The 22,677-nt window shown below is 63.3% G+C and carries 20 protein-coding genes and 1 tRNA gene; 17 read left to right on the top strand and 4 right to left on the bottom strand.

The genetic code is table 11. From position 1 onward, the window contains the following. The first annotated feature begins 19 nt into the window (after nt 1-19). On the top strand, nt 20-1,288 hold the full coding sequence (locus ACK41V_RS01285) for an aspartate kinase (protein WP_409776688.1): 1,269 nt from the start codon (nt 20-22) through the stop codon (nt 1,286-1,288). A 42-nt stretch (nt 1,289-1,330) separates the two neighbouring features. Next, nucleotides 1,331-1,423, top strand: a tRNA-Ser gene (locus ACK41V_RS01290). Between the two features lie 152 nt (nt 1,424-1,575). Here the strand turns inward: ACK41V_RS01290 and ACK41V_RS01295 are convergent. The 3 genes from ACK41V_RS01295 to ACK41V_RS01305 are packed head-to-tail and all read right to left on the bottom strand — an operon-like array spanning nt 1,576 to nt 4,165. Further along, nucleotides 1,576-2,019 (bottom strand): RNA-binding S4 domain-containing protein, encoded by a 444-nt coding sequence (locus ACK41V_RS01295; protein WP_409776691.1) that lies wholly within the window; start codon nt 2,017-2,019, stop codon nt 1,576-1,578. Further along, nucleotides 2,016-3,479 (bottom strand): sensor histidine kinase, encoded by a 1,464-nt coding sequence (locus tag ACK41V_RS01300; RefSeq protein ID WP_409776694.1) that lies wholly within the window; start codon nt 3,477-3,479, stop codon nt 2,016-2,018. The genes ACK41V_RS01295 and ACK41V_RS01300 overlap by 4 nt, the downstream gene beginning before the upstream one ends. Continuing rightward, nucleotides 3,476-4,165: a response regulator gene (locus tag ACK41V_RS01305; RefSeq protein ID WP_409776697.1), complete on the bottom strand. Its 690-nt coding sequence runs from the start codon at nt 4,163-4,165 to the stop codon at nt 3,476-3,478. Before ACK41V_RS01305 ends, ACK41V_RS01300 begins: the two co-directional genes overlap by 4 nt. A 275-nt stretch (nt 4,166-4,440) precedes the next feature. Between ACK41V_RS01305 and ACK41V_RS01310 the strand changes: the two genes are divergently transcribed. The 15 genes from ACK41V_RS01310 (at nt 4,441) to ACK41V_RS01380 (ending at nt 22,355) form a co-directional block, all read left to right on the top strand. Beyond that, entirely contained in the window at nt 4,441-5,400 is a 960-nt protein-coding gene (locus ACK41V_RS01310; protein WP_409776700.1) for a Bug family tripartite tricarboxylate transporter substrate binding protein, read from the top strand. Between the two features lie 90 nt (nt 5,401-5,490). Beyond that, a complete protein-coding gene (locus ACK41V_RS01315; protein WP_409776702.1) occupies nt 5,491-6,009 on the top strand; it encodes a tripartite tricarboxylate transporter TctB family protein in 519 nt (172 codons plus the stop codon). A 12-nt stretch (nt 6,010-6,021) separates the two neighbouring features. After that, complete coding sequence (locus ACK41V_RS01320; protein WP_409776705.1) at nt 6,022-7,527, top strand: tripartite tricarboxylate transporter permease; 1,506 nt, start codon at nt 6,022-6,024, stop codon at nt 7,525-7,527. A gap of 334 nt (nt 7,528-7,861) precedes the next feature. Further along, complete coding sequence (locus ACK41V_RS01325; protein ID WP_409776708.1) at nt 7,862-8,515, top strand: DUF2325 domain-containing protein; 654 nt, start codon at nt 7,862-7,864, stop codon at nt 8,513-8,515. Between the two features lie 105 nt (nt 8,516-8,620). Further along, on the top strand, nt 8,621-10,129 hold the full coding sequence (locus tag ACK41V_RS01330; protein ID WP_409776710.1) for a sigma-54 interaction domain-containing protein: 1,509 nt from the start codon (nt 8,621-8,623) through the stop codon (nt 10,127-10,129). Nucleotides 10,130-10,280: 151 nt separating this feature from the next. Beyond that, nucleotides 10,281-11,477 (top strand): substrate-binding domain-containing protein, encoded by a 1,197-nt coding sequence (locus tag ACK41V_RS01335; protein WP_409776713.1) that lies wholly within the window; start codon nt 10,281-10,283, stop codon nt 11,475-11,477. 224 nt (nt 11,478-11,701) lie between these two features. Then, a complete protein-coding gene (locus ACK41V_RS01340; protein WP_409776716.1) occupies nt 11,702-13,240 on the top strand; it encodes a prolyl oligopeptidase family serine peptidase in 1,539 nt (512 codons plus the stop codon). 228 nt (nt 13,241-13,468) lie between these two features. After that, nucleotides 13,469-14,251, top strand: a complete 783-nt coding sequence (locus ACK41V_RS01345) for an ABC transporter ATP-binding protein (RefSeq protein ID WP_409776719.1) — start codon at nt 13,469-13,471, stop codon at nt 14,249-14,251. Then, nucleotides 14,248-14,973, top strand: coding sequence for an ABC transporter ATP-binding protein (locus ACK41V_RS01350; RefSeq protein WP_409776722.1), 726 nt, complete (start codon nt 14,248-14,250; stop codon nt 14,971-14,973). Before ACK41V_RS01345 ends, ACK41V_RS01350 begins: the two co-directional genes overlap by 4 nt. A gap of 115 nt (nt 14,974-15,088) precedes the next feature. Then, nucleotides 15,089-16,078, top strand: a complete 990-nt coding sequence (locus ACK41V_RS01355; protein WP_409776725.1) for a branched-chain amino acid ABC transporter permease — start codon at nt 15,089-15,091, stop codon at nt 16,076-16,078. A gap of 7 nt (nt 16,079-16,085) precedes the next feature. Next, entirely contained in the window at nt 16,086-17,159 is a 1,074-nt protein-coding gene (locus ACK41V_RS01360; RefSeq protein ID WP_409776728.1) for a branched-chain amino acid ABC transporter permease, read from the top strand. A gap of 79 nt (nt 17,160-17,238) precedes the next feature. Then, nucleotides 17,239-19,389, top strand: coding sequence for a D-(-)-3-hydroxybutyrate oligomer hydrolase (locus ACK41V_RS01365; RefSeq protein ID WP_409776731.1), 2,151 nt, complete (start codon nt 17,239-17,241; stop codon nt 19,387-19,389). 94 nt (nt 19,390-19,483) lie between these two features. After that, entirely contained in the window at nt 19,484-20,650 is a 1,167-nt protein-coding gene (locus ACK41V_RS01370) for an ABC transporter substrate-binding protein (protein ID WP_409776734.1), read from the top strand. A gap of 167 nt (nt 20,651-20,817) precedes the next feature. Next, complete coding sequence (locus tag ACK41V_RS01375) at nt 20,818-21,687, top strand: alpha/beta fold hydrolase (RefSeq protein WP_409776737.1); 870 nt, start codon at nt 20,818-20,820, stop codon at nt 21,685-21,687. Between the two features lie 200 nt (nt 21,688-21,887). Further along, nucleotides 21,888-22,355 carry a DM13 domain-containing protein gene (locus ACK41V_RS01380; RefSeq protein ID WP_409776739.1) on the top strand — a complete coding sequence of 156 codons (468 nt, stop codon included), beginning with the start codon at nt 21,888-21,890 and terminating at the stop codon, nt 22,353-22,355. A gap of 13 nt (nt 22,356-22,368) precedes the next feature. Here ACK41V_RS01380 and ACK41V_RS01385 read toward each other — a convergent pair whose 3' ends face one another. Beyond that, nucleotides 22,369-22,611: a glutaredoxin family protein gene (locus ACK41V_RS01385; protein ID WP_409776742.1), complete on the bottom strand. Its 243-nt coding sequence runs from the start codon at nt 22,609-22,611 to the stop codon at nt 22,369-22,371. Nucleotides 22,612-22,677 lie beyond the last annotated feature (66 nt).

The following is a 22,677-nucleotide window of genomic DNA, read 5'->3' on the forward strand; positions in this document are numbered from 1 at the left end:
TGTCACCCCAAAAATTCCAATGGCATTGATCGTTCACAAATACGGCGGCACGTCGATGGGCTCTCCAGAGCGTATCCGCAACGTCGCCAAGCGCGTGGCCAAGTGGGCCCGCGCCGGCCACCAGATGGTGGTGGTGCCCAGCGCCATGAGTGGCGAGACCAACCGCCTGCTTGCGCTGGCCAAGGAACTCGCTCCTGCACGCGCCACAGACGCCTACAACCGCGAACTCGACATGTTGGCCTCCACCGGCGAACAGGCATCGTCAGCCTTGCTGGCGATTGCATTGCAGTCCGAAGGCATGGGCTCGGTCAGCTACGCAGGCTGGCAGGTTCCCATCCGCACCGACAGCAGCTACACCAAGGCCCGCATCGAGTCGATTGACGACCAGCGCGTGCGCGCCGACCTGGCCAACGGCAAGGTGGTCATCGTGACGGGTTTCCAGGGCATTGACGAGCACGGCCACATCACCACGCTGGGTCGCGGCGGTTCGGACACCTCCGCCGTGGCCGTGGCCGCTGCGATGAAGGCCGCTGAATGTCTGATCTACACCGACGTGGATGGTGTGTACACCACGGATCCCCGCGTCGTGCCTGAGGCGCGCCGCCTGCACACGGTCAGCTTCGAGGAAATGCTGGAAATGGCCAGCTTGGGCAGCAAGGTCCTGCAGATCCGCTCGGTGGAGTTTGCTGGCAAATACAAGGTGCCCATGCGCGTGCTCTCCAGCTTCACGCCCTGGGACATCGACATCAACGAAGAAGCCAAGTCCGGCACGCTGATCACTTTTGAGGAAGACGAAAAAATGGAACAAGCCGTTGTATCCGGCATCGCTTTCAACCGCGACGAAGCCAAGATCTCCGTGCTGGGCGTGCCCGACAAGCCCGGCATTGCGTACCAGATTTTGGGCGCTGTGGCCGATGCCAACATTGAAGTGGACGTGATCATCCAGAACGTGAGCAAAGACGGAAAGACCGACTTCAGCTTCACGGTCAATCGCGGCGACTATGCCCGCACCGTAGACCTGCTCAATGAAAAAGTGGTGCCAGCGCTGGGTGCACAAGAAGTGGTGGGCGACACCAAGATCTGCAAGGTCAGCATCGTCGGCATCGGCATGCGCAGCCATGTGGGCGTTGCCGCCAAGATGTTCCGCGTGCTGAGCGAAGAGGGCATCAACATCCAGATGATCTCGACGTCCGAAATCAAGACCTCGGTCGTGATCGATGAAAAGTATGTCGAGCTGGCGGTACGAAGCCTTCACAAGGCTTTCGAGCTGGACCAGGAAGCCGCCTAACCCGCCAGAACGGCCTCTGAAATGAGGCATAATAGCCGGATTGGAAACGTGACCGAGTGGCCGAAGGTGCTCCCCTGCTAAGGGAGTATGGGGTGTAGAGCCTCATCGAGGGTTCGAATCCCTCCGTTTCCGCCAAAACAACAAAGCCCCGCCTAGTGATAGTCGGGGCTTTTTTGTTTCCGAGCGTGATCGATGAAATCGCATCACACGTCAGCAGAGCGGTTGCGCTGCACGGGTGTCGCCTTGTTAGACCGTGACAGCTAGGTCGTCCCCATTTCCTTCGGTGCTCATTCGTCCACAGACGCACTCCACCTATCCCCCCAGCTTTTGTCGCGACTGCCAGAGCGGTCGTTGACGCGATCGATTTCTCGGCGGTCGCGTTTGGTGGGGCGTCCTTCCTGCAGGGTGGCCGCGGGCTCCGGGGCCAGGCGCCGTTGCTCGGCGGCTTTTTCGCGGGCTGTGATGCTCTCCGGGGTTTCCTCATACAACTGTTGCGCGACCGGGGCGGGCCCACGGGCGCCGCTCAGGCCTTTCACGATCATGGTGCGAGCGATGGTGCCTTGGCGCAGGGCCACGGTATCGCCGCAGCGCAGGTCGCGCGCTGCTTTTACAGCCTGACCGTTGACAGTGACTCGGCCTTTGCCGATCTCTTCGGTGGCCAGGCTGCGGGTCTTGTAAAAGCGTGCGCACCAGAGCCATTTGTCCAGCCGCATTGTCTCCAGCGTATTCATGGGGGGGATTGTGCCGCTTGCAGGGTGTTGGCGTTGTCCGCCCAGGGATGCGCAATCGGTAGGCGAACGACCGCATCCAGCCCGGTGATGCGACCCCCTTCAGAGCGATTGGTGAGGGCGATGCTTCCCTCCAGGGCCAGCACAATCTCCTGGCAAATGGCCAGACCGAGCCCGCTGCCCGTGCGCACGTCGCCCGCTGAGAACGGTTGAAACAGGCGTGTTGCCAGTTCGTCATCAATGCCTGGGCCGTGATCACTGATGGTGAGAGCAACGTGGCGGCCATCTGTGCGCAGGTCGACGGTCAACTCGCTGCGTTCCGGGGCATGGCGTACGGCGTTGTGCAGCAGGTTGCGGCTGAGTTCGCGCAGCATCCATTCATGGGCTGGCATGTACGTGGGCTCGGTGTGGATGCCGAAGTCGAGGTCACGCTGCGCGATCAGCGGCGAGATTTCGAGTGCGATGGTGCGCAGCACCTCGTCAAATCGCGTGACAGGAGGGGCGCTTTGCTGGCGCAGTTGCTCTACCTTGGCCAGGGCCAGCATCTGGTTGGCCAGCTGGGTGGCGCGGTCGACGGTGTCGCTGATCTCGCGCAGCGCCTGCACCGGTTCCACGTCCCCGCGCAATGCCGATTGCACCTGGGTCTTGAGCACCGCCAGCGGGGTGCGCAGTTGATGAGATGCATCGCGCACAAAACGCTTTTGGTGCCGCAACAGGTGCCGCAGGCGCTGCATGACTTCGTTTGTGGCGTCGATCAGCGGCTGCAGCTCGCGCGGTGCGGAGGGTGCGGCGATGGGGCTGAGATCGCCTTCGCGGCGCGCCTGCAACTGGTGACTGAGCTTGCGCACAGGGTTGGTGGCGCGTTGCACCACCAGCACCACGGTGAACGCAATCACTGCCACCAACAGCGCCTGGCGCAGCAAGGTGTTCCACAGAATCTGCAATGCCAGCGTCTCGCGCACCTCCAGGGTTTCTGCCACCTGGATCACGGCCATTGCGCGGCCGTTGGAGCTGGCCACCGGTTGCAACAGCACCGCCACGCGCACATCGCGGTCGCGAAAGCGGGCGTCATAAAAGTCCACCAGCGCGGCGTAGGGCGGCCGGTCGGGGATGGTGCCGCGCCACACCGGTAGCTCGGCAAATCCGGACACCATCTCGCCTTGCAGGTTGGACACGCGGTAGAACATCTGGCTCTGGTTGTCTGCCTCAAAAGCCTCCAGCGCCGAGTAAGGGACGGTTGCGCGCAGCTCTGCGTTCTCGTCGTAGCCTTTGACATCCAGCTGCTCGCTGATGCTCTTGGCCGATGCGAGCAAGGTACGGTCGTAAGCCGTGTTCAGCGAGTTCAAGGTCTGGCGGTACAGGCTGAACGTGTTGAACCCCACAAAAAGTGCCACCGGCAGCAAAATGCCCAGCAGCAGCCTTCGCCGCAGCGAGTGGTGACCCGGCACCCGTGCGGCTTTCATGTGTCGGTCCGCAGCAGATAGCCCAGTCCGCGCAGTGTCATCAGTGTCAAACCGGTGCCTGTCAGCTTCTTGCGCAGCCGGTAGACCACAACCTCAATGGCCTCGTACTGCACGTCGAGCTGGCCGGGGAAAACCAACTCATACAGGCGTTCCTTGGTGACGGCGTGGCCGGGCTGCGCCAGCAATGCGTGCATCAGTGCCAGCTCACGCGGGGTCAGCTCCATCACCTCTCCGTTCAGGTACAGCGCGCCGCTGCTCTTGTCGTAGCGGATGGCGCCAATCTGCACATTGCTCGGTGCCAGTGGCGCAGCATTGGCATTGGGGTCAGCGCTGCGGCGCACCAGGGCGCGCAGGCGGGCCTCCAGTTCATCCAGATCAAACGGCTTGGGTAGATAGTCATCCGCACCCGCGTTCAGGCCCATGACCCGGTCGCCCACCGTGCCGCGCGCCGTGAGGATGAGCACGGGTGTGCGCAGACCGCGGGTGCGCGCCTGTTGCAACACCTGCAGGCCATCCAGGCCGGGCAGGGTGAGGTCCAGGATGACCGCATCGGGCTGGCGAGCCGCCCATTGGCTGAGCGCTGCGCGGCCGTCTCCGACGGCGGTCACTTCCATGCCACGGCGCGTCAAGGCGCGGTGCAGCGTGGCTTGCATGGTGGGGTCGTCTTCGACAAGAAGCAGTTGCATGCGCGGGACCATATCACTCCCAGGCAGGCTGCGAGTGCTGCACGGTCTGCCGCAGGGCCGCTCCCCGCTTGCTGCTGTTCAAGATGCGCGCGGTCCTGGGCCAGCGCCCCCGCGCAAGGGCCGCCCCGCCACGCTGGGGGCGTCCCCCTGAGGGGGAAGGCGCGCAGCGACTCAGGGGGCTCTAGATGCTAGTGTTTTCCCTGAGTCTGAGGACAGCCGTTTGACAGGCAGGGCGCGCATCATCGAGCGGTTCGCAAACCTTACAAGGAGACACCATGCGTCGCGATACCTTTCTCAAATCCATGGCCGCTATGGCTGCAGCAAGCGTGCTGCCCGTGTCGGCGCAAACAGCGTTGGCCATCAAAATGATGGTCCCCGCCAACCCCGGCGGTGGCTGGGACTCCACAGGCCGTGCGCTGGGCAAAGCGATGCAGGATGCCGGAGCAGCGTCGTCGGTGTCTTATGACAACAAGGGTGGTGCGGCCGGTGCGATTGGCCTGGCGCAGTTCTCCAACTCCAGCAAGGGCGACCCGAACGCCCTGATGGTGATGGGTGCCGTGATGCTGGGCGGCATCATCACCGGCAAGCCACCGGTGGGTCTGGACAAGGTGACGCCTCTGGCGCGCCTGACCAGCGAATACAACGTGTTTGTATTGCCCGCCAACTCGCCCTTCAAGACCATGAAGGATGTGGTTGACCAACTGCGCAAGGACCCTGGCAGCGTGAAGTGGGGCGGCGGTTCACGCGGGTCCACCGAGCACATCGCGGCGGCCATGATCGCCCGCGAAGTGGGTGTGGACCCCGCAAAGATCAACTACGTGGCCTTCCGTGGGGGCGGTGAAGCCACTGCGGCCATCCTGGGCGGCAACGTCACCGTGGGCGGCAGCGGCTACAGCGAGTTCGCCGAGTACATCTCCGCCGGCAAGATGCGTGCTGTGGGCGTGACGTCTGCACAGCGTCTGAAGGGCGTGAGCGTGCCTACGCTCAAAGAGCAGGGCATCAATGTCGAAATCGGCAACTGGCGCGGTGTCTACGGCGCGCCTGGAATCACGGCCGAGCAGCGCAAGGCGCTGATCGACGCGCTCGCCAAGACCTTCAAGCACAAGGCTTGGCAGGACGCGATGGAAAAGAACGGCTGGACCTCTGCATGGATGGCGGGCGACGAGTTCTCCAACTTTGTGGATGCCGAATTTGCCAGCCTGCGCGCCACGATGGTCAAGTCCGGAATGATCTGATCTGAGGCCAGCTCGCAAATGAGGTAGCCCAGCCGCGTGCCCAGTGGGGCACGCGGCTGAGTCTTTGACCGGTCGGTGCGAAAGAACAACATGACACAACAACACTCATCGCGCTCCAAGCCGCTGCAGACACTGATAGGTGCAGGCCTCGTCGTGCTTGCGCTGTCGCTGGCCTGGGGTGCCAGCACGGTCAGCTCAGAGGCGGGATATGGCGGCGTGGGCCCCAACTTTTTCCCTTGGGTGGTCAGCATTGCCTTGCTGATCTGTGGTGCGCTGTGCGTGGTGCACGCGCTGACCGGGGGGTTTCGTGTGCTGGAAGAAGGGTCGGGCGCCGAGCGCGCTCACTGGAAGGGTTTCATCTGGGTATCGGCGGGGCTGTTGCTGAATGCCCTGCTCATCACCACGTTGGGCTTCATCCTGAGCTGTGCCCTGTGTTTCGTGCTGTCGGTGCGCGGATTTCGGAGTTCGGAAGGCGAGCTGGACCTGCGCCTGCAAGCCTGGATCAAGGACTCCTTGATTGGCGTGGCTGTGGCCGCTCCAGTTTTCTGGATGTTTACGCAACTGCTGGCCATCAACCTGCCCGGCCTGACGAAAACGGGGTGGCTTTAAAGCCTGCACGCCATGGAAACGTTTAACCTTTTGATGCAGGGTTTTGCAACCGCTGCAACACCCATCAACCTGATGTGGGCCTTTGTGGGCTGCGTCATTGGCACAGCCGTCGGCGTGTTGCCCGGCATTGGCCCGGCGGTGGCGGTGGCCATGCTGCTGCCTATCACGGTCAAGGTAGAGGCCACGGCCTCGATGATCTTCTTTGCCGGTATCTACTACGGTGCCATGTACGGTGGTTCGACCACGTCCATCTTGCTCAACACCCCCGGTGAGGCTGGGTCCATGGTCACGGCCATGGAAGGCAACAAGATGGCCAAGAACGGCCGTGCTGGTGCGGCGCTGGCGACTGCGGCCATTGGCTCGTTTGTGGCGGGCACCATTGCGACGGTGCTGGTGACGTTTTTTGCGCCGCTGGTGGCCGAATATGCCGTGCGCCTGGGGCCGCCGGAATATTTCATGCTGATGGTGCTGGCATTCACCACCGTCAGCGCGGTGCTTGGCAAAAGCACGTTGCGTGGCATGGTGGCGCTGTTCGTGGGCCTTGCCATGGGGCTGATTGGGATCGACCAGATTTCTGGCCAGGCGCGCTACACCGGTGGTGTGCCCGAGCTGATGGACGGTATCGAGGTGGTGCTGATTGCCGTGGGCCTGTTTGCTGTGGGCGAGGCCCTGTACAACGTGATGTACGAAGGCCGCACGGTAGAAACACAGAACAAGCTCACGGGCACGCACATGACCAAACAGGAGTGGAAGCGCTCCTGGCCCGCTTGGCTGCGTGCCACGGCCATTGGCTTTCCGTTTGGCACCGTGCCTGCAGGCGGTAGCGAGATCCCGACCTTCTTGAGCTATGCAGCCGAAAAGAAGCTGAGCAAACACAAAGAAGAATTTGGCACTACGGGCGCCATCGAAGGCGTCGCAGGCCCCGAGGCCGCCAACAACGCAGCCATCACGGCCACGCTGATTCCGCTGCTCACGCTGGGCATCCCCACGTCCAACACCACCGCCATCCTGCTGGGGGCTTTCCAGAACTACGGCATCCAGCCCGGTCCGCAGTTGTTTAACACCAACGGTGCGCTGGTGTGGGCGCTGATTGCGTCGATGTACATCGGCAACGTGATGCTGCTGATCCTGAACCTGCCGCTGATCGGCCTGTGGGTGAAGCTGTTGAAAATTCCCAAGTCGTACCTGTACGCGGGCATTTTGGTGTTCTCCACGCTTGGCGTGTATGGGATGCGCCAAAGCGCGTTCGACCTGGTGCTGCTGTATGCGATTGGCCTGCTTGGAGTGGTGATGCGCCGTTATGACTTCCCTGCCGCTCCGGTGGTGGTGGGCATGATCCTGGGGCCCCTGGCCGAGGCGCAGATGCGCAATGCGGTGTCGATTGGCGAAGGCAAATGGACGATCTTCCTGGAGCGTCCGGGCTCGCTGACGCTGATCATCATCGTGCTGGCCGTGCTCATCCTGCCTCGTTTGCTGCGGCGCTGGGCGGCAAGACGCTTGGCCATGGCACAGGCCTAGACCTGATGGGCGCGCAGACCACGCCCCATCACCCATAAAAAAACCGCGCTGACATGGCGCGGTTTTTGTTTTGTGGCGTCCTGTTGAGGGAATCGCACTGCAGGTGTTTGCGCAAGCCAGACACCGGAGGCTTTGTGCCCCCGGTGCCCTCCCCACCAAGGCGACTTGCTGACTGATTCCATTTCTATATCCAACGTGCACTTTGTCGGCTTCGCTTGCCGTACGCCTGTACTGTCTGCGCTTCGCCTTCGCGTTCACGCTGGATCTAGAGATGGACTGACAAGTCGCAAATGTACCATAAAATGCGAATCGTTCTTATTTGCAAGGATGGTGCATGCATTCACTTCCGCAGGAATTTTTGGCCCTTTGCCGCCAGTTGGGCGATGCCCAGCAACGCTGCAGTGCCGCCATGGCGGCGCAGGCCGCCGAGATCAACGCTTTGAGGTCTGAAATCGTGCGACTGCGGGGAGCGCTGGTGGTGCGCGACACGCGCCTGGCCATGGCACACGACGCACTGGAGCACGCCCAGGCCGCAACCCCCGGCCTGCCGCGCCGCAAAGCCATGGCGCGCCATATCAGCATGCTGGCCGAGCGCATCACCACCTTGTCGCGCGAATGCCTGCGCTGGCGTCTGGCCGCCGAGGTGGATGCGCTGGACCTCCAACGCGCAAAGCAGGGCGGCGCCGCGCTGGCCGAGGCCGCCCATTCCGCACACACGCGGCCCATGGGTGAGGCGCAGGCGTATGACCTTGATGCCAACCTGGCCGCCGCAGACCTGGTCATCTGTCAAACCGGTTGCATCAGCCACGACGAATACTGGCGGGTGCAGGACCATTGCCGCCGCACCGGCAAGCCCTGCATTCTGGTAGACCAGCCACTGGCCACGCTGCAACCCCTGCGGGTGTTTCGCATGACCCGAACACCGCCCGCAGCGCCGATGGCTCTCACCGCAGAATCGTCTGTGATTTTGAATGAAAATGGCCTCTAGCGCTTGATGGATAAGCGCTAGTAGCTATAAAAATGATAGCTTTCTGAGTTGGCAATGCCTTTGCAGCCGACCCATCCCGCACCGCCTGCGCGCTACCATCCGCAGATGCCCTTGATCACCGACGACGCCCCCGCACTGCCGCTGGATGCCCAGGGCATTCTCGAACTGGCGGCGCGCTCCATGTTCCAGCTGTTCTCCAGTGTCAGCCAGGGCATGTTTTTGGTGGACCGCAGCGGGCGCATCGTGTGGGTGAATGAGGGTTACCAGCGCTTTCTGCCCGACCTCGGTTTTTCGTCGGTCGACCAGTTTGTGGGCCGCACGGTCGAAGAAGTCATCCCCAACACCCAGATGCGCCGCGTGCTGGAGACGGGCCAGCCCGTGCTGATCGACCTGCTCACCAACAAGGCCGGCACCTTTGTGGTCAGCCGCATCCCGCTGCGTGACGATGCGGAGCGCGTGATCGGTGCCATCGGCATCGTGCTGTTCGACCACCCCGAAACCACGCTGCAGCCGCTGATCAGCAAGTTTGCGCTGCTGCAGCGCGATCTGGACGACGCCCGGCGCGAGCTGGCCAGCCAGCGCCGCCGCAGCCTGGCGGTGGCGGGTGATGGCGAGCGGCGTTCCAAATACACCTTTGCCAGCTTTATCGGCTCCAGCCCCGCTGCCGCCGAGGTCAAGCGCCAGGCGCGCCGTGCGGCGCAGTCGAGCAGCCCCGTGCTGCTGCTGGGCGAAACGGGCACGGGCAAAGAGCTGCTGGCCCACGCCATCCACGCCGCATCCAGCCGCGCCAGCGGCCCGTTCGTCAGCGTCAACATCGCTGCCGTGCCTGACACGCTGCTGGAGGCCGAGTTCTTCGGCGTGGCGCCGGGTGCCTACACCGGCGCCTCGGCCAAGGGGCGCGACGGCAAGTTCAAGCTGGCCGATGGCGGCACGCTGTTCCTCGACGAAATTGGCGACATGCCACAAAGCCTGCAGGCCAAGCTGCTGCGTGCGCTGCAAGAGGGCGAGATTGAGCCGCTGGGCTCCAACAAGCTCGTGCCCTTCAACGTGCGCATCCTCGCGGCCACCTCGCGCGACCTGGCTGGCCTGGTGCGTGAAAGCAAGTTCCGCGAGGATTTGTTCTACCGCCTGCATGTGCTGCCGGTGCGCGTGCCGCCGCTTCGCGCGCGGCGCAGCGACATTCCTGCGCTGGTGGAGGCCCTGGGCGATGACCTGGCGCTGCGCAACGGCACGCCGCCACCCGAGCTGTTGCCAGAAGCCATGGCCTTGCTCGCTGGCCAGCCCTGGCGCGGCAATATCCGCGAGCTGCGCAACGTGCTGGAGCAGGCCGTGATGCGCAGCGAAGGCCAGTCCATCGACGCCGCGCAACTCGAACGCATCCTGCGCGAGGCAGGTGTGGAGCCCGCAGCGCCGGTGCAGGACACCACCGCCGTGGTGGTCGAGGCCGAGGACGAGTCGCGCTACCTGCGGCCCTTGGCCGAGCAGGTGGCCGAGCTGGAGCAGCGGGCCATCCACGCCGCCATGAAGGCCCATGGCGGCAACAAGCTGGCGACGGCGCGGCAGCTGGGGATTTCGCGTGCCACGCTCTATGGGCGTCTGGAAAACCCTGAATAAATTTCAGGCAAATGTCTGAAATTCAGACATTTTTTGTGTATTTAATTCAGACATTGTCACCGATGTGTCATAAAAAGTATCTTTGAAATCAACCACTTGGATGCTGGCACAGACTGTGCAATAAAGAAACATCACAACAGGAGACATCGCCATGCATCGTCGCAATCTGGTTGCACTCGCCGCCCTTGCCGTTTCTGCCGCCACCCTCACGGCGCCAGCCGCCTTCGCGCAGTCGGGTGAAATCCGCATCGCCCACGTCTACAGCAAGACCGGCCCCCTGGAGGCCTACGGCAAACAGACGCAGACCGGCCTGATGATGGGCCTGAGCTACGCCACCGGCGGCAGCATGACCGTCAACGGCAAGAAGCTGGTCGTGATTGAAAAAGACGACCAAGGCAAGCCCGACCTGGGCAAGAGCCTGCTGGCCACCGCGTACTCTGACGACAAGGCCGACATCGCCGTGGGCCCCACCGCATCGGGCGTGGCCCTGGCCATGCTGCCGGTGGCCGAGGAATACAAAAAGATCCTGCTGGTCGAGCCCGCCGTGGCCGACTCGATCACGGGTGACAAGTGGAACAAGTACATCTTTCGCACCGGCCGCAACAGCAGCCAGGACGCGATCTCCAACGCTGTGGCGGTGGACAAGGAAGGCGTGACCATTGCCACTCTGGCGCAAGACAACGCATTTGGCCGCGATGGCGTGAAGGCGTTCAAGGACTCGGTCAAGAAGGCCAAGCTGGCGCACGAGGAATACCTGCCCGCCGCCACCACCGACTTCACCGCCGGTGCCCAGCGCATCATCGACAAGCTCAAGGACCAGCCTGGCCGCAAGATCATCTGGGTGGTTTGGGCAGGCGCCGGCAACCCCTTCAAGATCGCCGACATGGACCTGAAGCGCTACGGCATCGAGATTTCCACCGGCGGCAACATCCTGCCCGCCATGGCTGCGTACAAAAATTTCCCAGGCATGGAAGGCGCCACGTATTACTACTTCGGCATCCCCAAGAACCCCGTGAACGAAGCCCTGGTGGCCGCGCACTACAAGGAGTACAAGACTCCGCCAGACTTCTTTACCGCAGGCGGCTTCAGCTCGGCCATGGCGCTGGTCACCGCGCTCAAGGCCACGGGTGGTGACACCAACACCAACAAGCTCATCAAGACCATGGAAGGCATGAGCTTTGACACCCCCAAGGGCAAGATGACCTTCCGCAAGGAAGACCACCAGGCCATGCAGAGCATGTACCACTTCAAGATCAAGGTGGACCCAGCCTTTGCCTGGGGCGTGCCCGAGCTGGTGCGCGAGATCAAGCCTGAAGAAATGAACGTGCCGATTCGCAACCAGCGATAAGCCGCGCGGGCAGGCCCGCTGCAGGGCCTGCCAGCCACCCGACGCGCAGACACGACACCCGACACGGTTTGCGTGGCCCGGCCAGAGCATCCTAGCGATGTCCTTGGCCGGGGTTCATCCCGCAGGGGCGGCCGCCCCTTTTTTTCCAGTACCTAGACGAATGAACCCCCGGATACACGGGGGCATGGTGAGTGCTTTTCCAAAATATTCAGGAGACAAGACACATGACGTTCCCTCGGTTTTCACGGATTCTTATCGCGGCCGCCGCCACCGCCCTCGCATCGGGCGTGGCGCTGGGTGCCACACCGCTGGCCCAGTACAACATCAACACCAGCAAGATCAGCGTGTCGGGCCTGTCGTCCGGCGGGTTCATGGCCAATCAGCTGGGCGTGGCGTACTCCACCACCTTCATGGGCGTGGGCGTTTTTGCAGCGGGCCCCTACATGTGCGCGGGGCACAACAACTACACGGCGTGCATGTACAACGCCAGCATCAGCGCCAGCCAGCAGACCACGATGCAAAACAGCCTCAACAGCTTCAGCAGCGCGGGCACCATCGACAACAAGTCCAACCTGGCCAGCCAGAAAATCTACATCTTTACGGGCACCAGCGACACCACGGTGGGCCCCAACCAGACCACGGCGCTGCAGACGCAGTACCTCAACAACGGCGTGCCCGCGGGCAACATCTCGTATGTGCAGCGCGCCAGCACGGCGCATGTGTTCCCCACCGACTTTGACAGCACCGGCAACAACGGCTGCACCAGCGCCGCGTCGCCCTACATCAGCAACTGCGGTTACGACGGTGCCAAGGCAGCGCTCACGCATTTCTACGGCGCACTCAACCCGCGCAACAACACGCCCGCTGCAGGCAACTACATCGAGTTCATTCAGAGCACCTACACAGGCAGCAACCCGGGCATGGCGGCCAACGGCTGGCTGTATGTGCCTGCCAGCTGCGCCAGCGGCGCCACCCAGTGCAAGCTGCATGTGGCGCTGCATGGCTGCCAGCAAAGCACCGACAAGATCGGCGACAAGTTTGTGAAAAACACGGGTTACAGCCGCTGGGCAGATACCAACAATATCATCGTGCTGTTCCCCCAGACCAAGGTGGACAACACCAGTCGCAGCACCGCCGCCAGCGGCTCGCTGCCCAACCCCAACGCCTGCTGGGACTGGGTGGGCTGGTACGGCAGCAACTTCGCCAAGAAGGCTGGCACGCAGATGGTCGCCATCAAGGCCATGGTGGACCGCATTGCGTCGGGCGCGGGCTCGGGCAATGGCGGTGGTGGCACTAATCCCGATCCGGTGGCCTTGCCAGCACCCACGGGCGTCAGCACCTCGGGCGCCACCGCCAGCGGCATGACCATCGGCTGGAACGCCGTCACCGGCGCCGCCAGCTACAACGTGTACCGCAACGCCAACAAGGTCAATGCACTGCCGGTGTATGGCACCAGCTATGGCGACACGGGCTTGGCAGCATCGACCACCTACAGCTGGACGGTGCGCGCCGCTGATGCCAACGGGGCCGAAGGCGCCACGTCTGCCGCAGCCTCTGGTACCACGCTGGCGGGCTCGGGCGGAGGTACCGCCACCTGCACCACGGCCAGCAACTATGCCCATGTGCAGGCAGGCCGGGCCTACCAGCAGGGCGGCTATGCCTATGCCAATGGCTCCGCACAGAACATGGGCCTGTGGAACGTGTTTGTCACCAAAACCCTGAAGCAGACGGGCCCGAATTACTACGTGATTGGGACCTGCTGAAGTATGAGCAACCCCCTGAGCCGCTTCGCGTCTTCCCCCTTCTCTCGACTGGCTTCGCCATTCGGGAAGGGGGACGCCCCCAGCGCGGGGGCACTGGCGTGGGTCGCGCCAGTGGCACGCACTCTTGACAATGGATACGCCGTGAAGGTCACGGCAACCCAACCGCAGGGCTGGGTTGCCTGGCTCTTTGAATGAAATGATGACGACCGAGAAAGTGAAACCCCACCCATGAGCACCTTGGCCACCAAGGACTTGACCATCCGCTTCGGCGGCCACGTGGCGGTCAACAACGTGACCTGCTCTTTTGAGCCCGGTACGCTGACCGCCATCGTGGGCCCCAACGGCGCGGGCAAGACCACGTATTTCAATCTCATCTCGGGCCAACTGCGTGCCAGCAGCGGCACGGTCACGCTGGGCGGGCAGGACATCACGGGGATGTCCGTGTCGGCACGCACGCACGCTGGGCTGGGCCGGGCGTTTCAGCTCACCAACCTGTTTCCCAACCTCAGCGTGCTGGAGAACGTGCGCCTGGCCGTGCAGGCCACGCAAGAAGGCAAACACCGCCGGGGCCTGAACCTGTGGAGCATCTGGAGCGACCACACCGCACTGGTCCAGCGCGCCCGCGTCATTCTGCAGGCCGTGGCCATGAATGACCGTGCCGACACGCCCGTGGCCAGCCTGCCGCATGGCGACCAGCGCAAGCTGGAAGTGGCGCTGCTGATGGCGCTGGAGCCGCAGGTCTACATGTTTGACGAACCCACCGCGGGCATGAGCCACGACGAGGCCCCGGTGATCCTGAACCTTATCCGCGAATTGAAAAAGGACAAGACCAAGATCATCCTGTTGGTAGAGCACAAGATGGACGTGGTGCGCGAGCTGGCCGACCGCATCATCGTGTTGACCAACGGCACGCTGGTGGCCGACGGCCCACCGGCCGAAGTGATTGCATCGCCCGTGGTGCAAGAGGCCTACCTGGGCGTCACCAAGGACGCAGAGAAGGAGGCCGCATGAGCACCAATCTTCTGGAGCTTCGTGGCGTGCACACCCACATCGGCGCGTACCACATCCTGCACGGTGTGGATTTGGCCGTGCCCAAGGGCCAGCTCACCATGCTGCTGGGCCGCAACGGCGCAGGCAAGACGACCACACTGCGCACCATCATGGGCCTGTGGCATGCGTCCAAAGGCAGCATCCACTTTGGCGGCAAAGACATCACGGCGCTGAACACGCCCGCCATCGCGGGCATGAACATTGCCTACGTGCCCGAGAACATGGGCATCTTCTCTGACCTCACGGTGAAGGAGAACATGCTGCTGGCCGCACGCGGCGCGCGCAATGCCGCGCAGATGGACGAGGCCCGGTTGCAGTGGATCTTCAAGCTTTTCCCCGCCGTGGAGCAGTTTTGGAACCACCCCGCAGGCAAGCTCAGCGGCGGGCAAAAGCAGATGGTGGCCGTGAGCCGCGCCATCGTCGAGCCGCGCGACTTGCTCATCGTCGATGAGCCCAGCAAGGGTCTGGCGCCCGCCATCATCAACAACATGATCGAGGCGTTCGACCAGCTCAAAAAGAGCGGCGTGACCATCTTGCTGGTCGAACAGAACATCAATTTCGCAAAACGGCTCGGCGACACCGTGGCCGTGATGGACAACGGCCAGGTGGTGCATGCAGGCAGCATGGCCGCGCTGGCCGAAGACGAAGCACTGCAGCGGTCGCTGCTGGGGTTGGCACTATGAGTGGTATTGCAGTTTTTAAGTCTTTTTGGCCTCTAGCGCTTATTGGTAAAGCGCTAATAGCTATTAAATTAATAGCATTCGAAGTGGGCGGTTGCCACGCTGCAGGAGAACTCGCATGAGCGCCACCCTCCGCGACTTCGACTGGAAGCCCCTGGCCCTGGTGCCCGCGCTGGCCCTGCTGGTGCTGCCCTTCATCGGCTCGCCCAGCACCTGGCTCACGCTGACCGTGGCGGGGCTGGCCATGGGCATGATCATTTTCATCATCGCCTCGGGCCTCACGCTGGTGTTTGGCCTGATGGACGTGCTGAACTTTGGGCACGGCGTGTTCATTGCACTCGGCGCCTTTGTGGCCACCAGCGTGCTGGGCGCCATGGGCGACTACACCCAAAGCGCCGACCTGTGGCGCAACCTGATGGCTGTGTTGCCAGCCATGCTGGTGGCCATGGCAGTGGCAGGCGCGGTGGGCCTGGCGTTTGAGCGCTTCATCGTGCGGCCCGTGTACGGCCAGCACCTGAAGCAGATCCTTATCACCATGGGCGGCATGATCATTGGTGAAGAACTCATCAAGGTGATCTGGGGCCCGGCGCAGATCCCGCTGCCGCTGCCCGAAGGCATGCGCGGCTCCTTGCTGATTGGCGACGCCGCCATCGAAAAATACCGCCTCATCGCGGTCGTCGTTGGTCTGCTGGTGTTTGCCGTGCTGGCCTGGGTGCTTTCGCGCACCAAGGTGGGCCTCTTGATACGCGCGGGTGTGCAAGACCGCGAGATGGTCGAAAGCCTGGGCTACCGCATCCGCCGCCTGTTTGTGGGCGTGTTTGTGGTGGGCTCTGCGCTGGCCGGGCTGGGCGGCGTGATGTGGGGGCTGTACCAGCAAAGCGTCATCCCGCAGATGGGCGCGCAGGTCAACGTGCTGATCTTCATCGTGATCATCATCGGCGGGCTGGGCAGCACGGGCGGGGCACTTATCGGCGCGCTGCTGGTGGGGCTGATGGCCAACTACACCGGGTTTCTGGTGCCCAAGGTGGCGCTGTTCTCGAACATCGCGCTCATGGTGGCCATTTTGCTGTGGCGCCCACAGGGCGTCTATCCAGTGACGAACCGGTGATATCTCTATGCTGAACCGTCTTATTTCCAACGACCACCCGCGCAGCAAAATCCTTGCGGCCATTTTGCTGGCCCTTCTGGTGGGGCTGGCGCTGGCGCCATTTCTGTTCCCCGGCGTCAAGGCCCTGAACGTGGCTGCCAAGGTGCTGATTTTTGTGGTGCTGGTCGCCAGCTTTGATTTGCTGCTGGGCTACACCGGCATCGTGAGTTTTGCGCACACGATGTTCTTTGGCATTGGCGCTTATGGCGTGGCCATTGCCACCACACGCATGGGCGGCACCTGGGGCGCGCTGGCGGTGGGCATCGTTTGCGCGCTGGGCATCAGTTTGCTGCTGTCGCTGGCCGTAGGGTTGTTTTCGCTTCGCGTGCGGGCCATCTTTTTCGCCATGATCACGCTGGCAGTCGCAACGGCTTTTCAGACCCTGGCGTCACAACTGTCGGAGTGGACGGGCGGTGAAGACGGCCTGACCTTCAAGATGCCGGTGTGGTTGTCGCCCAGCTTTGAGCCGTTTGAGAACGAAGTGCTGGGCGTGCTCATCGACGGCAAGATCATCACCTACTACCTGCTCTTCGTGGTGGCCGTGGTGCTGGTGCTGGCGCTGCTGCGCATCGTCAACTCGCCGTTTGGTCGCGTGCTGCAGGCCATTCGCGAAAACGAGTTTCGCGCCGAGGCCATTGGCTACCGCGTGGTGGTCTACCGCACCACGTCCAGTGTGCTGTCAGCGCTGTTTGCCACGATGGCCGGGGCCATGCTGGCGGTCTGGCTGCGCTACAACGGGCCCGACACCTCGCTCAGCTTCGAAATCATGATGGACTGCCTGCTCATCGTGGTGATTGGCGGCATGGGCACCATCTATGGCTCGGCCATCGGGGCTGTGCTTTTTCTGGTGGCGCAAAGCTATCTGCAGGATTTGTTGCGCCTGGGGAGCGAGGCTGCGTCGGCCTTGCCATGGCTGTCCGCACTGCTTTCGCCCGACCGCTGGCTGCTGTGGCTGGGCGTGCTGTTTGTTCTGTCCGTTTATTACTTCCCCACCGGTGTGGTGGGGCGCCTGCGCGCGGCAGCTGCGCGCAAGGCGGCATGACGAAGCCAACGCCGCCTCGGCGGTCGTTGGTGGTGGTAGCTGCACAAAAACGCTAACAAAAATACCAGGAGACAAGCACATGAAGAAGATGAGCACGATGAAGACACGGGTTCGCCCGTTGGTTCCCGCCGCCTTGGCAGCCGCTGTTCTGGCCGCTTGCGGTGGCGGTAGCGACGGCGACAGTGCCGCCGTCAACACCAAACCGGCCTACCTGGGGGCCATCAGCGAGGCTGCGTACGACGGCACCAGCAACGACCTGCTCACCGCAGGCCTGGGCGCCACGGGCCTGGCCGCCGCTGTGCCGCCTGCCTATGCCGACCCGCTCAAACCGACCGCTGCCGAGCTGCGCCGCACGGCCATCCACACCAACTACCGCGCGATGCTCGACATGACGGTCGCAGGCGGCTACGGGCTGCTGTACGGCCCCAATGTGGACGCGCAGGGCAAGGTCACTACGGGCGAAGGCAAGGTGGCAGGCGCCGAGTACATCGCCTTTGCCGACGACGGCACGGGCCGCAAGAACGTCACGTTGATGGTGCAGGTGCCTGCCAGCTTCAATCCGGCAAAGCCTTGCATGATCACCGCCACCGCATCGGGTTCGCGCGGTGTGTATGGCGGCATCTCCACGGGCGAATGGGCGCTCAAACGCGGTTGCGCCGTGGCTTACTCTGACAAGGGCACGGGCGGCGCGCCGCACGACCTGCAAAACGACACCGTGCCGCTGATGGACGGCACCCGCACCACGGCTGCGGCTGCGGGCAAGAACGCGGCGTTCAACGCAGGCCTCACGGCCACGGAACTCGCGGCCTTCAACACCGCCAACCCCAATCGCTTTGCGTTCAAGCATGCGCATTCCGGCCAGAACGCTGAAAAGGACTGGGGCGCCAGCACGCTGCAGGCTGTGGAGTTTGGCTACTACGTGCTCAACCAGCGCTACGGCAACACCAACGCGGCGGGCCAGCGCTTGAAGACACTCACGCCGTCCAACACCATCGTCATTGCGTCCAGCATCTCCAACGGCGGCGGCGCTGCGATTGCAGCGGCCGAGCAGGACACCCAGGGCCTGATCACCGGCGTGGCCGTGTCCGAGCCCGCGCTGGAGCTGCCTGCCAACCCCGGCGTCACCGTGCGCCGCGGCGCTGCCGAGGTGGCCGTGACCGGCAAGACGCTGGTGGACTTTACGACCTACGCCAACCTGTACCAGGCCTGCGCATCGCTGGCGCCCTCCGTCAGCACCAGCCCTTATGCCGCCGCGTTCGCTGCAGGCTTTGCCAGCGCGGCGCTGCCGATTGCGCCCAACCGCTGCGCGGCGCTCAAGACGGCGGGCTTGCTGACGGCATCCACCACCGCCACGCAGGCCGAAGAAGCGCTGCAAAAGCTGCGCGCCTACGGCTGGGAGCCCGAGTCGAACGACCTGCACGCATCGCTGGCCGCGTTTGAAGTGGCGCCTGCTGTGTCCGTCACCTTTGCCAACAGCCTCTCGCGCAGCAGCGTAAAGGACAACCTCTGCGGCTTCAGCTACGCCGCCACCACGGCAGCCGGTGCAGTCACCACGTTGGCCCCTGCCGCGTTGGCAGGCATGTTTGCCACGGGCAATGGCGTGCCCCCATCGGGCGGCATCAACCTGGTCAACAACAACAGCGTGGCGGGCCCTGCGCGTGATTTCCTGTCGTTCACGGCAGCTGGCGTGGCCGACTGGAACACCGCAGGCGCGCTGTGCCTGCGCAATCTGGCGACCGGCACCGATGCCGCCGCCAAAAAGCTGCAGACCGGTGTGGATGAAACCCGCCGCAGCGGCAACCTGCGTGGCAAGCCCACGGTCATCGTGCACGGCCGTGCCGATGCGCTGCTGCCCGTTAGCCACACGTCGCGCCCCTACGCAGCGTTGAACAAAAAGGTCGAGGGCAACGCCAGCAAGCTCAGCTATGTCGAGGTGGCCAACGCCCAGCACTTCGACAGTTTCATCGGCCTGCCCACCGTGTTGCCTGGCTACGACTCGCGCTATGTGCCGCTGCATGTGTACCTGAACCACGCGCTCGACGCCGTGTACGAACACCTGGCCAACGGCAAAACATTGCCAGCCAGCCAGGTGGTGCGCACCGTGCCGCGGGGCGGCACACCGGGCAGCGCACCCGCCATCACCGCGGCCAATGTGCCGCCGCTGGCCACCGCGCCCGCGGCCGCAAACGCCATTGCCATCACCGCTGGAGCCATCTCCATTCCCGACTGAGTGGTGGGCGATAGCCCGCAGACAGACCGGCGACAAACCACAGCCGTGTGCGTGCCAATGCTGCACGCGGCCTGTACCTCAACCAAGGATGGACATGAAGACTGTGTGGATGACATGGGGCCGCCGCATGGCGGCAGCCCTGGCGATGCCGGGCGTGCTGATGGTGGCCGGGCTGGGGGCCGCAATGCCCCTACGCGCTGCCGAGCTGGTGGTGGGCCAGGTGGCGCCGCTGTCGGGCGTGCTGGCCAGCACGGGCGCGCAGATGGTGCTGGGTGGCAAGATTTACTTTGACTGGGTCAATGCCCAAGGCGGTGTGCATGGCGCGTCCATTCGCCACACGGTGGTGGACGACGCCTACAAGGTGGCCGACACCGTGCGCCTGACGCGCGAATTGCTGGCCAAACCTGAGGTGGTCGCTTTGTATGGTTTTGCGGGCACGGCCAACGTCACGCAACTGCTGGCCGATGGTGTGTTGGAGCAAGGCGGTGCTGCGCTGGTGGCGCCTTACACGGGGGGCGAGTCCTTGCGCAACCCGTTCAATCCGTGGATTTTTCATGTACGCGCGGGCTACGCCGACGAAACCGAGCACATGGTGCAGCAGCTCACCACGTTGGGCATGAACCGGGTGGCCGTGATGTACCAGGACGATGGTTTTGGCAAGGCGGGCCTGGCGGGTGTCGAGGCGGCGCTGGCCAAGCGCAACCTCAAGCTGGTGGTGGCTGCGGGCTACGAGCGCAACACCGACAAGGTGGACGACGCGGTAAAAGCCATCAAGGCCTCCGATGTGCACGCCGTCATCATGATCGCGGTGAACAAGCCGGCCGCTGCATTCATCCAGCGCTACCGCGAGCAGGGCGGCGGAGCGCAGCTGTACAACATTTCGGTGGTCGACCCGACCGAGTTGGTCAAGCTGGCGGGCCTCAAGAACGCCCACGGCCTGGGCATCAGCCAGGTGGTGCCATACCCTTACCGGCCGCAGTTACCGGTGGTGCGCGAATACCAGACGTTGCTCAAAAAATACGCGCCCGAGGCCGAGGTCAACTACACCAGCTTTGAACAGTTCCTGGGTGCCAAGGTCTTGGTCGAGGCCCTGCGCCGAGCGGGGCCTGCGCCCACGCGCACCAAGGTAGTCAAAGCGCTGGAGTCGCTGCAAAGCTATGACTTGGGTGGCATCACGCTCAGTTACTCGCCCACCAACCGCATCGGCTCGCGTTACGTTGAAGTCACTGTCATTGGCAGCAATGGCCGCCTCATGAAATGAACGCGACTCAAAAAGCTCTCCTGGCGTCGTTGTTGCGTCTTGCCGTACTGTCTGCGACGCAACGCCTAGCCAGGACCGCTTCGCTGAGTTTTGTGAGCCGCTACCCATCCACAGGTTGTTTTGTCTCCACCCTGCAATCCCACTACTGACTCACAAGGTTGTCCACCATGACTCCGTTATCGCGCTACGCCAACTGCGCTGGCTATGAAATCCACTATTTGGAGTGGGGTGCGCCCGACGCACCAGTGGTGGTCGCTTGGCATGGCCTGGCGCGCACCGGGCGCGACATGGATGAGCTGGCTGCGCACCTGGCACCGCGCTACCGCATGATCTGCCCAGATGCCATTGGCCGGGGCCTGAGCCAGTGGGCGCGTGCGCCGCAGGACGAATACCGCCTGTCGTTCTACGCACGCATTGCAGCTGACCTGTTTGACCAGCTGGACATCGAGAAGGCGCACTGGGTGGGCACGTCGATGGGCGGTGCGATTGGCACGGTCTGCGCGTCAGGGTTGTTTGAGCCAAAGCTCAAGGGCCGCATCCAGAGCCTGCTGCTCAACGACAACGCCCCGCGCCTGGCAGATGCCGCGCTGGAGCGCATCAAGGCTTACGCGGGTAACCCGCCCGCATTCGATACGGTGAAAGAGCTGGAGGCGTTTTTTCGGCAGGTGTACCAGCCGTACGGATGGCTCAGTGACGCGCAATGGCGCCTGCTGACCGAAAGCAGCACCCGCCGCCTGCCTGACGGCCGTGTAACGCCGCATTACGACCCGGCCATGGTGCAACAGTTCACGCACCACGCCAACGACTACCTGATCTGGGACCACTACGACGCGATCGACGTCCCGGTGCTGTGCCTGCGCGGGGCCGACTCAGACCTGGTGCTGCGCGAAACCACGGTAGAGATGCTGACGCGCGGCCCCGGCGCCAAGGGCTTGGCGCGCGTGGTGGAGGTGCCAGGCTGCGGGCATGCACCGGCCCTCAACGTGCCGGAACACTACGCATTGGTGGATGAGTTCCTGACCCGTGCAGCGGGGTGAGAGCGTCTAACAAAACTCTTCTGGCGTCGTTGCCGCGCCTTGTCGTACTGCTCGTACTGCCTGCGGCGCAGCGCCTAGCCAGAACCGCTTCGCTGAGTTTTGTTAGCTGCTCTGAATGAGATGAAGAGGTGAAGGGTTGACGAGGAGCCGCTGGGGCTCTGCTGGCGGTACATTGGTGCAACGCTTTTCAGCTGGCCGCCATGAAACCCCTTTTGCTCATCGCCTCGCACCTTCTGACGCTGGTCATCGGTTTTGCGGTGGGTGTGTATGTGCTGCCCATCCTCATTGCACCGGAGGCCCCCACGCAGCAGGCGATTGAGGCCAGCACCCCCACCGCGTTGTGGACCGCCACCTTCCGCCGCGACCTGCAAGACAGCGACGCCCTGCATTGGGGGGAAGGCGCTGTCTCCATCGGCCCGCAAACCATCAGCCTGGTGGGCAAACTGGCCCCGGGGCCGGACTACAAGCTCTATCTGTCGCCCGAGTTTGTACAGACCGAAGCCGACTTCAAACGCCTCAAGCCGCAGATGTTGCGCGTGGGCGATGTGAAGACGTTCAACAATTTCATCGTCCCCGTACCCCAGGGCGTGGATCCCGCCAAGTTCAACACCGTGATCGTGTGGTGCGAGACGTTCAGCGAGTTCATCACCGCCGCGCAATACCGGTAGAAAAAACCGGTGCTTACTGGCCGACCTGTGCCAGTGCCGCCTGTAGGCCCGCCAAGCCACCCACGCGCTGGTCGTTGATGAAGATCTGCGGCATCTGCCGCACCGACGGCCCGCACTTGGCATAAAACGCCAGGCGCTCGGCCTCGTCATCGATCTTGATTTCCTCGTAGGGCAGGGCGCGCGATTGCAGCAGCTTCTTGGCGGAATCGCACTGCGGGCAGGCGGATTTGGAATAAATGGTGATCTTGAGGGTCATGGTGCCCAAGTTTACGGGCCTGCCATGGCACAGGCAGCCAAGAGGTCATCGGCAACCACCCATCAC

The sequence above is a fragment of the Acidovorax sp. genome (genome assembly GCF_046291265.1).
In the GTDB taxonomy this organism is placed as follows: Bacteria; Pseudomonadota; Gammaproteobacteria; order Burkholderiales; family Burkholderiaceae_C; genus Acidovorax.

Coding starts and splice junctions, on each gene's coding strand:
- ACK41V_RS01285 (WP_409776688.1), top strand. CDS start 20: ATGGCATTGATCGTTCACAAATACGGCGGCACGTCGATGGGCTCTCCA.
- ACK41V_RS01295 (WP_409776691.1), bottom strand. CDS start 2,019: ATGAATACGCTGGAGACAATGCGGCTGGACAAATGGCTCTGGTGCGCA.
- ACK41V_RS01300 (WP_409776694.1), bottom strand. CDS start 3,479: ATGAAAGCCGCACGGGTGCCGGGTCACCACTCGCTGCGGCGAAGGCTG.
- ACK41V_RS01305 (WP_409776697.1), bottom strand. CDS start 4,165: ATGCAACTGCTTCTTGTCGAAGACGACCCCACCATGCAAGCCACGCTG.
- ACK41V_RS01310 (WP_409776700.1), top strand. CDS start 4,441: ATGCGTCGCGATACCTTTCTCAAATCCATGGCCGCTATGGCTGCAGCA.
- ACK41V_RS01315 (WP_409776702.1), top strand. CDS start 5,491: ATGACACAACAACACTCATCGCGCTCCAAGCCGCTGCAGACACTGATA.
- ACK41V_RS01320 (WP_409776705.1), top strand. CDS start 6,022: ATGGAAACGTTTAACCTTTTGATGCAGGGTTTTGCAACCGCTGCAACA.
- ACK41V_RS01325 (WP_409776708.1), top strand. CDS start 7,862: ATGCATTCACTTCCGCAGGAATTTTTGGCCCTTTGCCGCCAGTTGGGC.
- ACK41V_RS01330 (WP_409776710.1), top strand. CDS start 8,621: ATGCCCTTGATCACCGACGACGCCCCCGCACTGCCGCTGGATGCCCAG.
- ACK41V_RS01335 (WP_409776713.1), top strand. CDS start 10,281: ATGCATCGTCGCAATCTGGTTGCACTCGCCGCCCTTGCCGTTTCTGCC.
- ACK41V_RS01340 (WP_409776716.1), top strand. CDS start 11,702: ATGACGTTCCCTCGGTTTTCACGGATTCTTATCGCGGCCGCCGCCACC.
- ACK41V_RS01345 (WP_409776719.1), top strand. CDS start 13,469: ATGAGCACCTTGGCCACCAAGGACTTGACCATCCGCTTCGGCGGCCAC.
- ACK41V_RS01350 (WP_409776722.1), top strand. CDS start 14,248: ATGAGCACCAATCTTCTGGAGCTTCGTGGCGTGCACACCCACATCGGC.
- ACK41V_RS01355 (WP_409776725.1), top strand. CDS start 15,089: ATGAGCGCCACCCTCCGCGACTTCGACTGGAAGCCCCTGGCCCTGGTG.
- ACK41V_RS01360 (WP_409776728.1), top strand. CDS start 16,086: ATGCTGAACCGTCTTATTTCCAACGACCACCCGCGCAGCAAAATCCTT.
- ACK41V_RS01365 (WP_409776731.1), top strand. CDS start 17,239: ATGAAGAAGATGAGCACGATGAAGACACGGGTTCGCCCGTTGGTTCCC.
- ACK41V_RS01370 (WP_409776734.1), top strand. CDS start 19,484: ATGAAGACTGTGTGGATGACATGGGGCCGCCGCATGGCGGCAGCCCTG.
- ACK41V_RS01375 (WP_409776737.1), top strand. CDS start 20,818: ATGACTCCGTTATCGCGCTACGCCAACTGCGCTGGCTATGAAATCCAC.
- ACK41V_RS01380 (WP_409776739.1), top strand. CDS start 21,888: ATGAAACCCCTTTTGCTCATCGCCTCGCACCTTCTGACGCTGGTCATC.
- ACK41V_RS01385 (WP_409776742.1), bottom strand. CDS start 22,611: ATGACCCTCAAGATCACCATTTATTCCAAATCCGCCTGCCCGCAGTGC.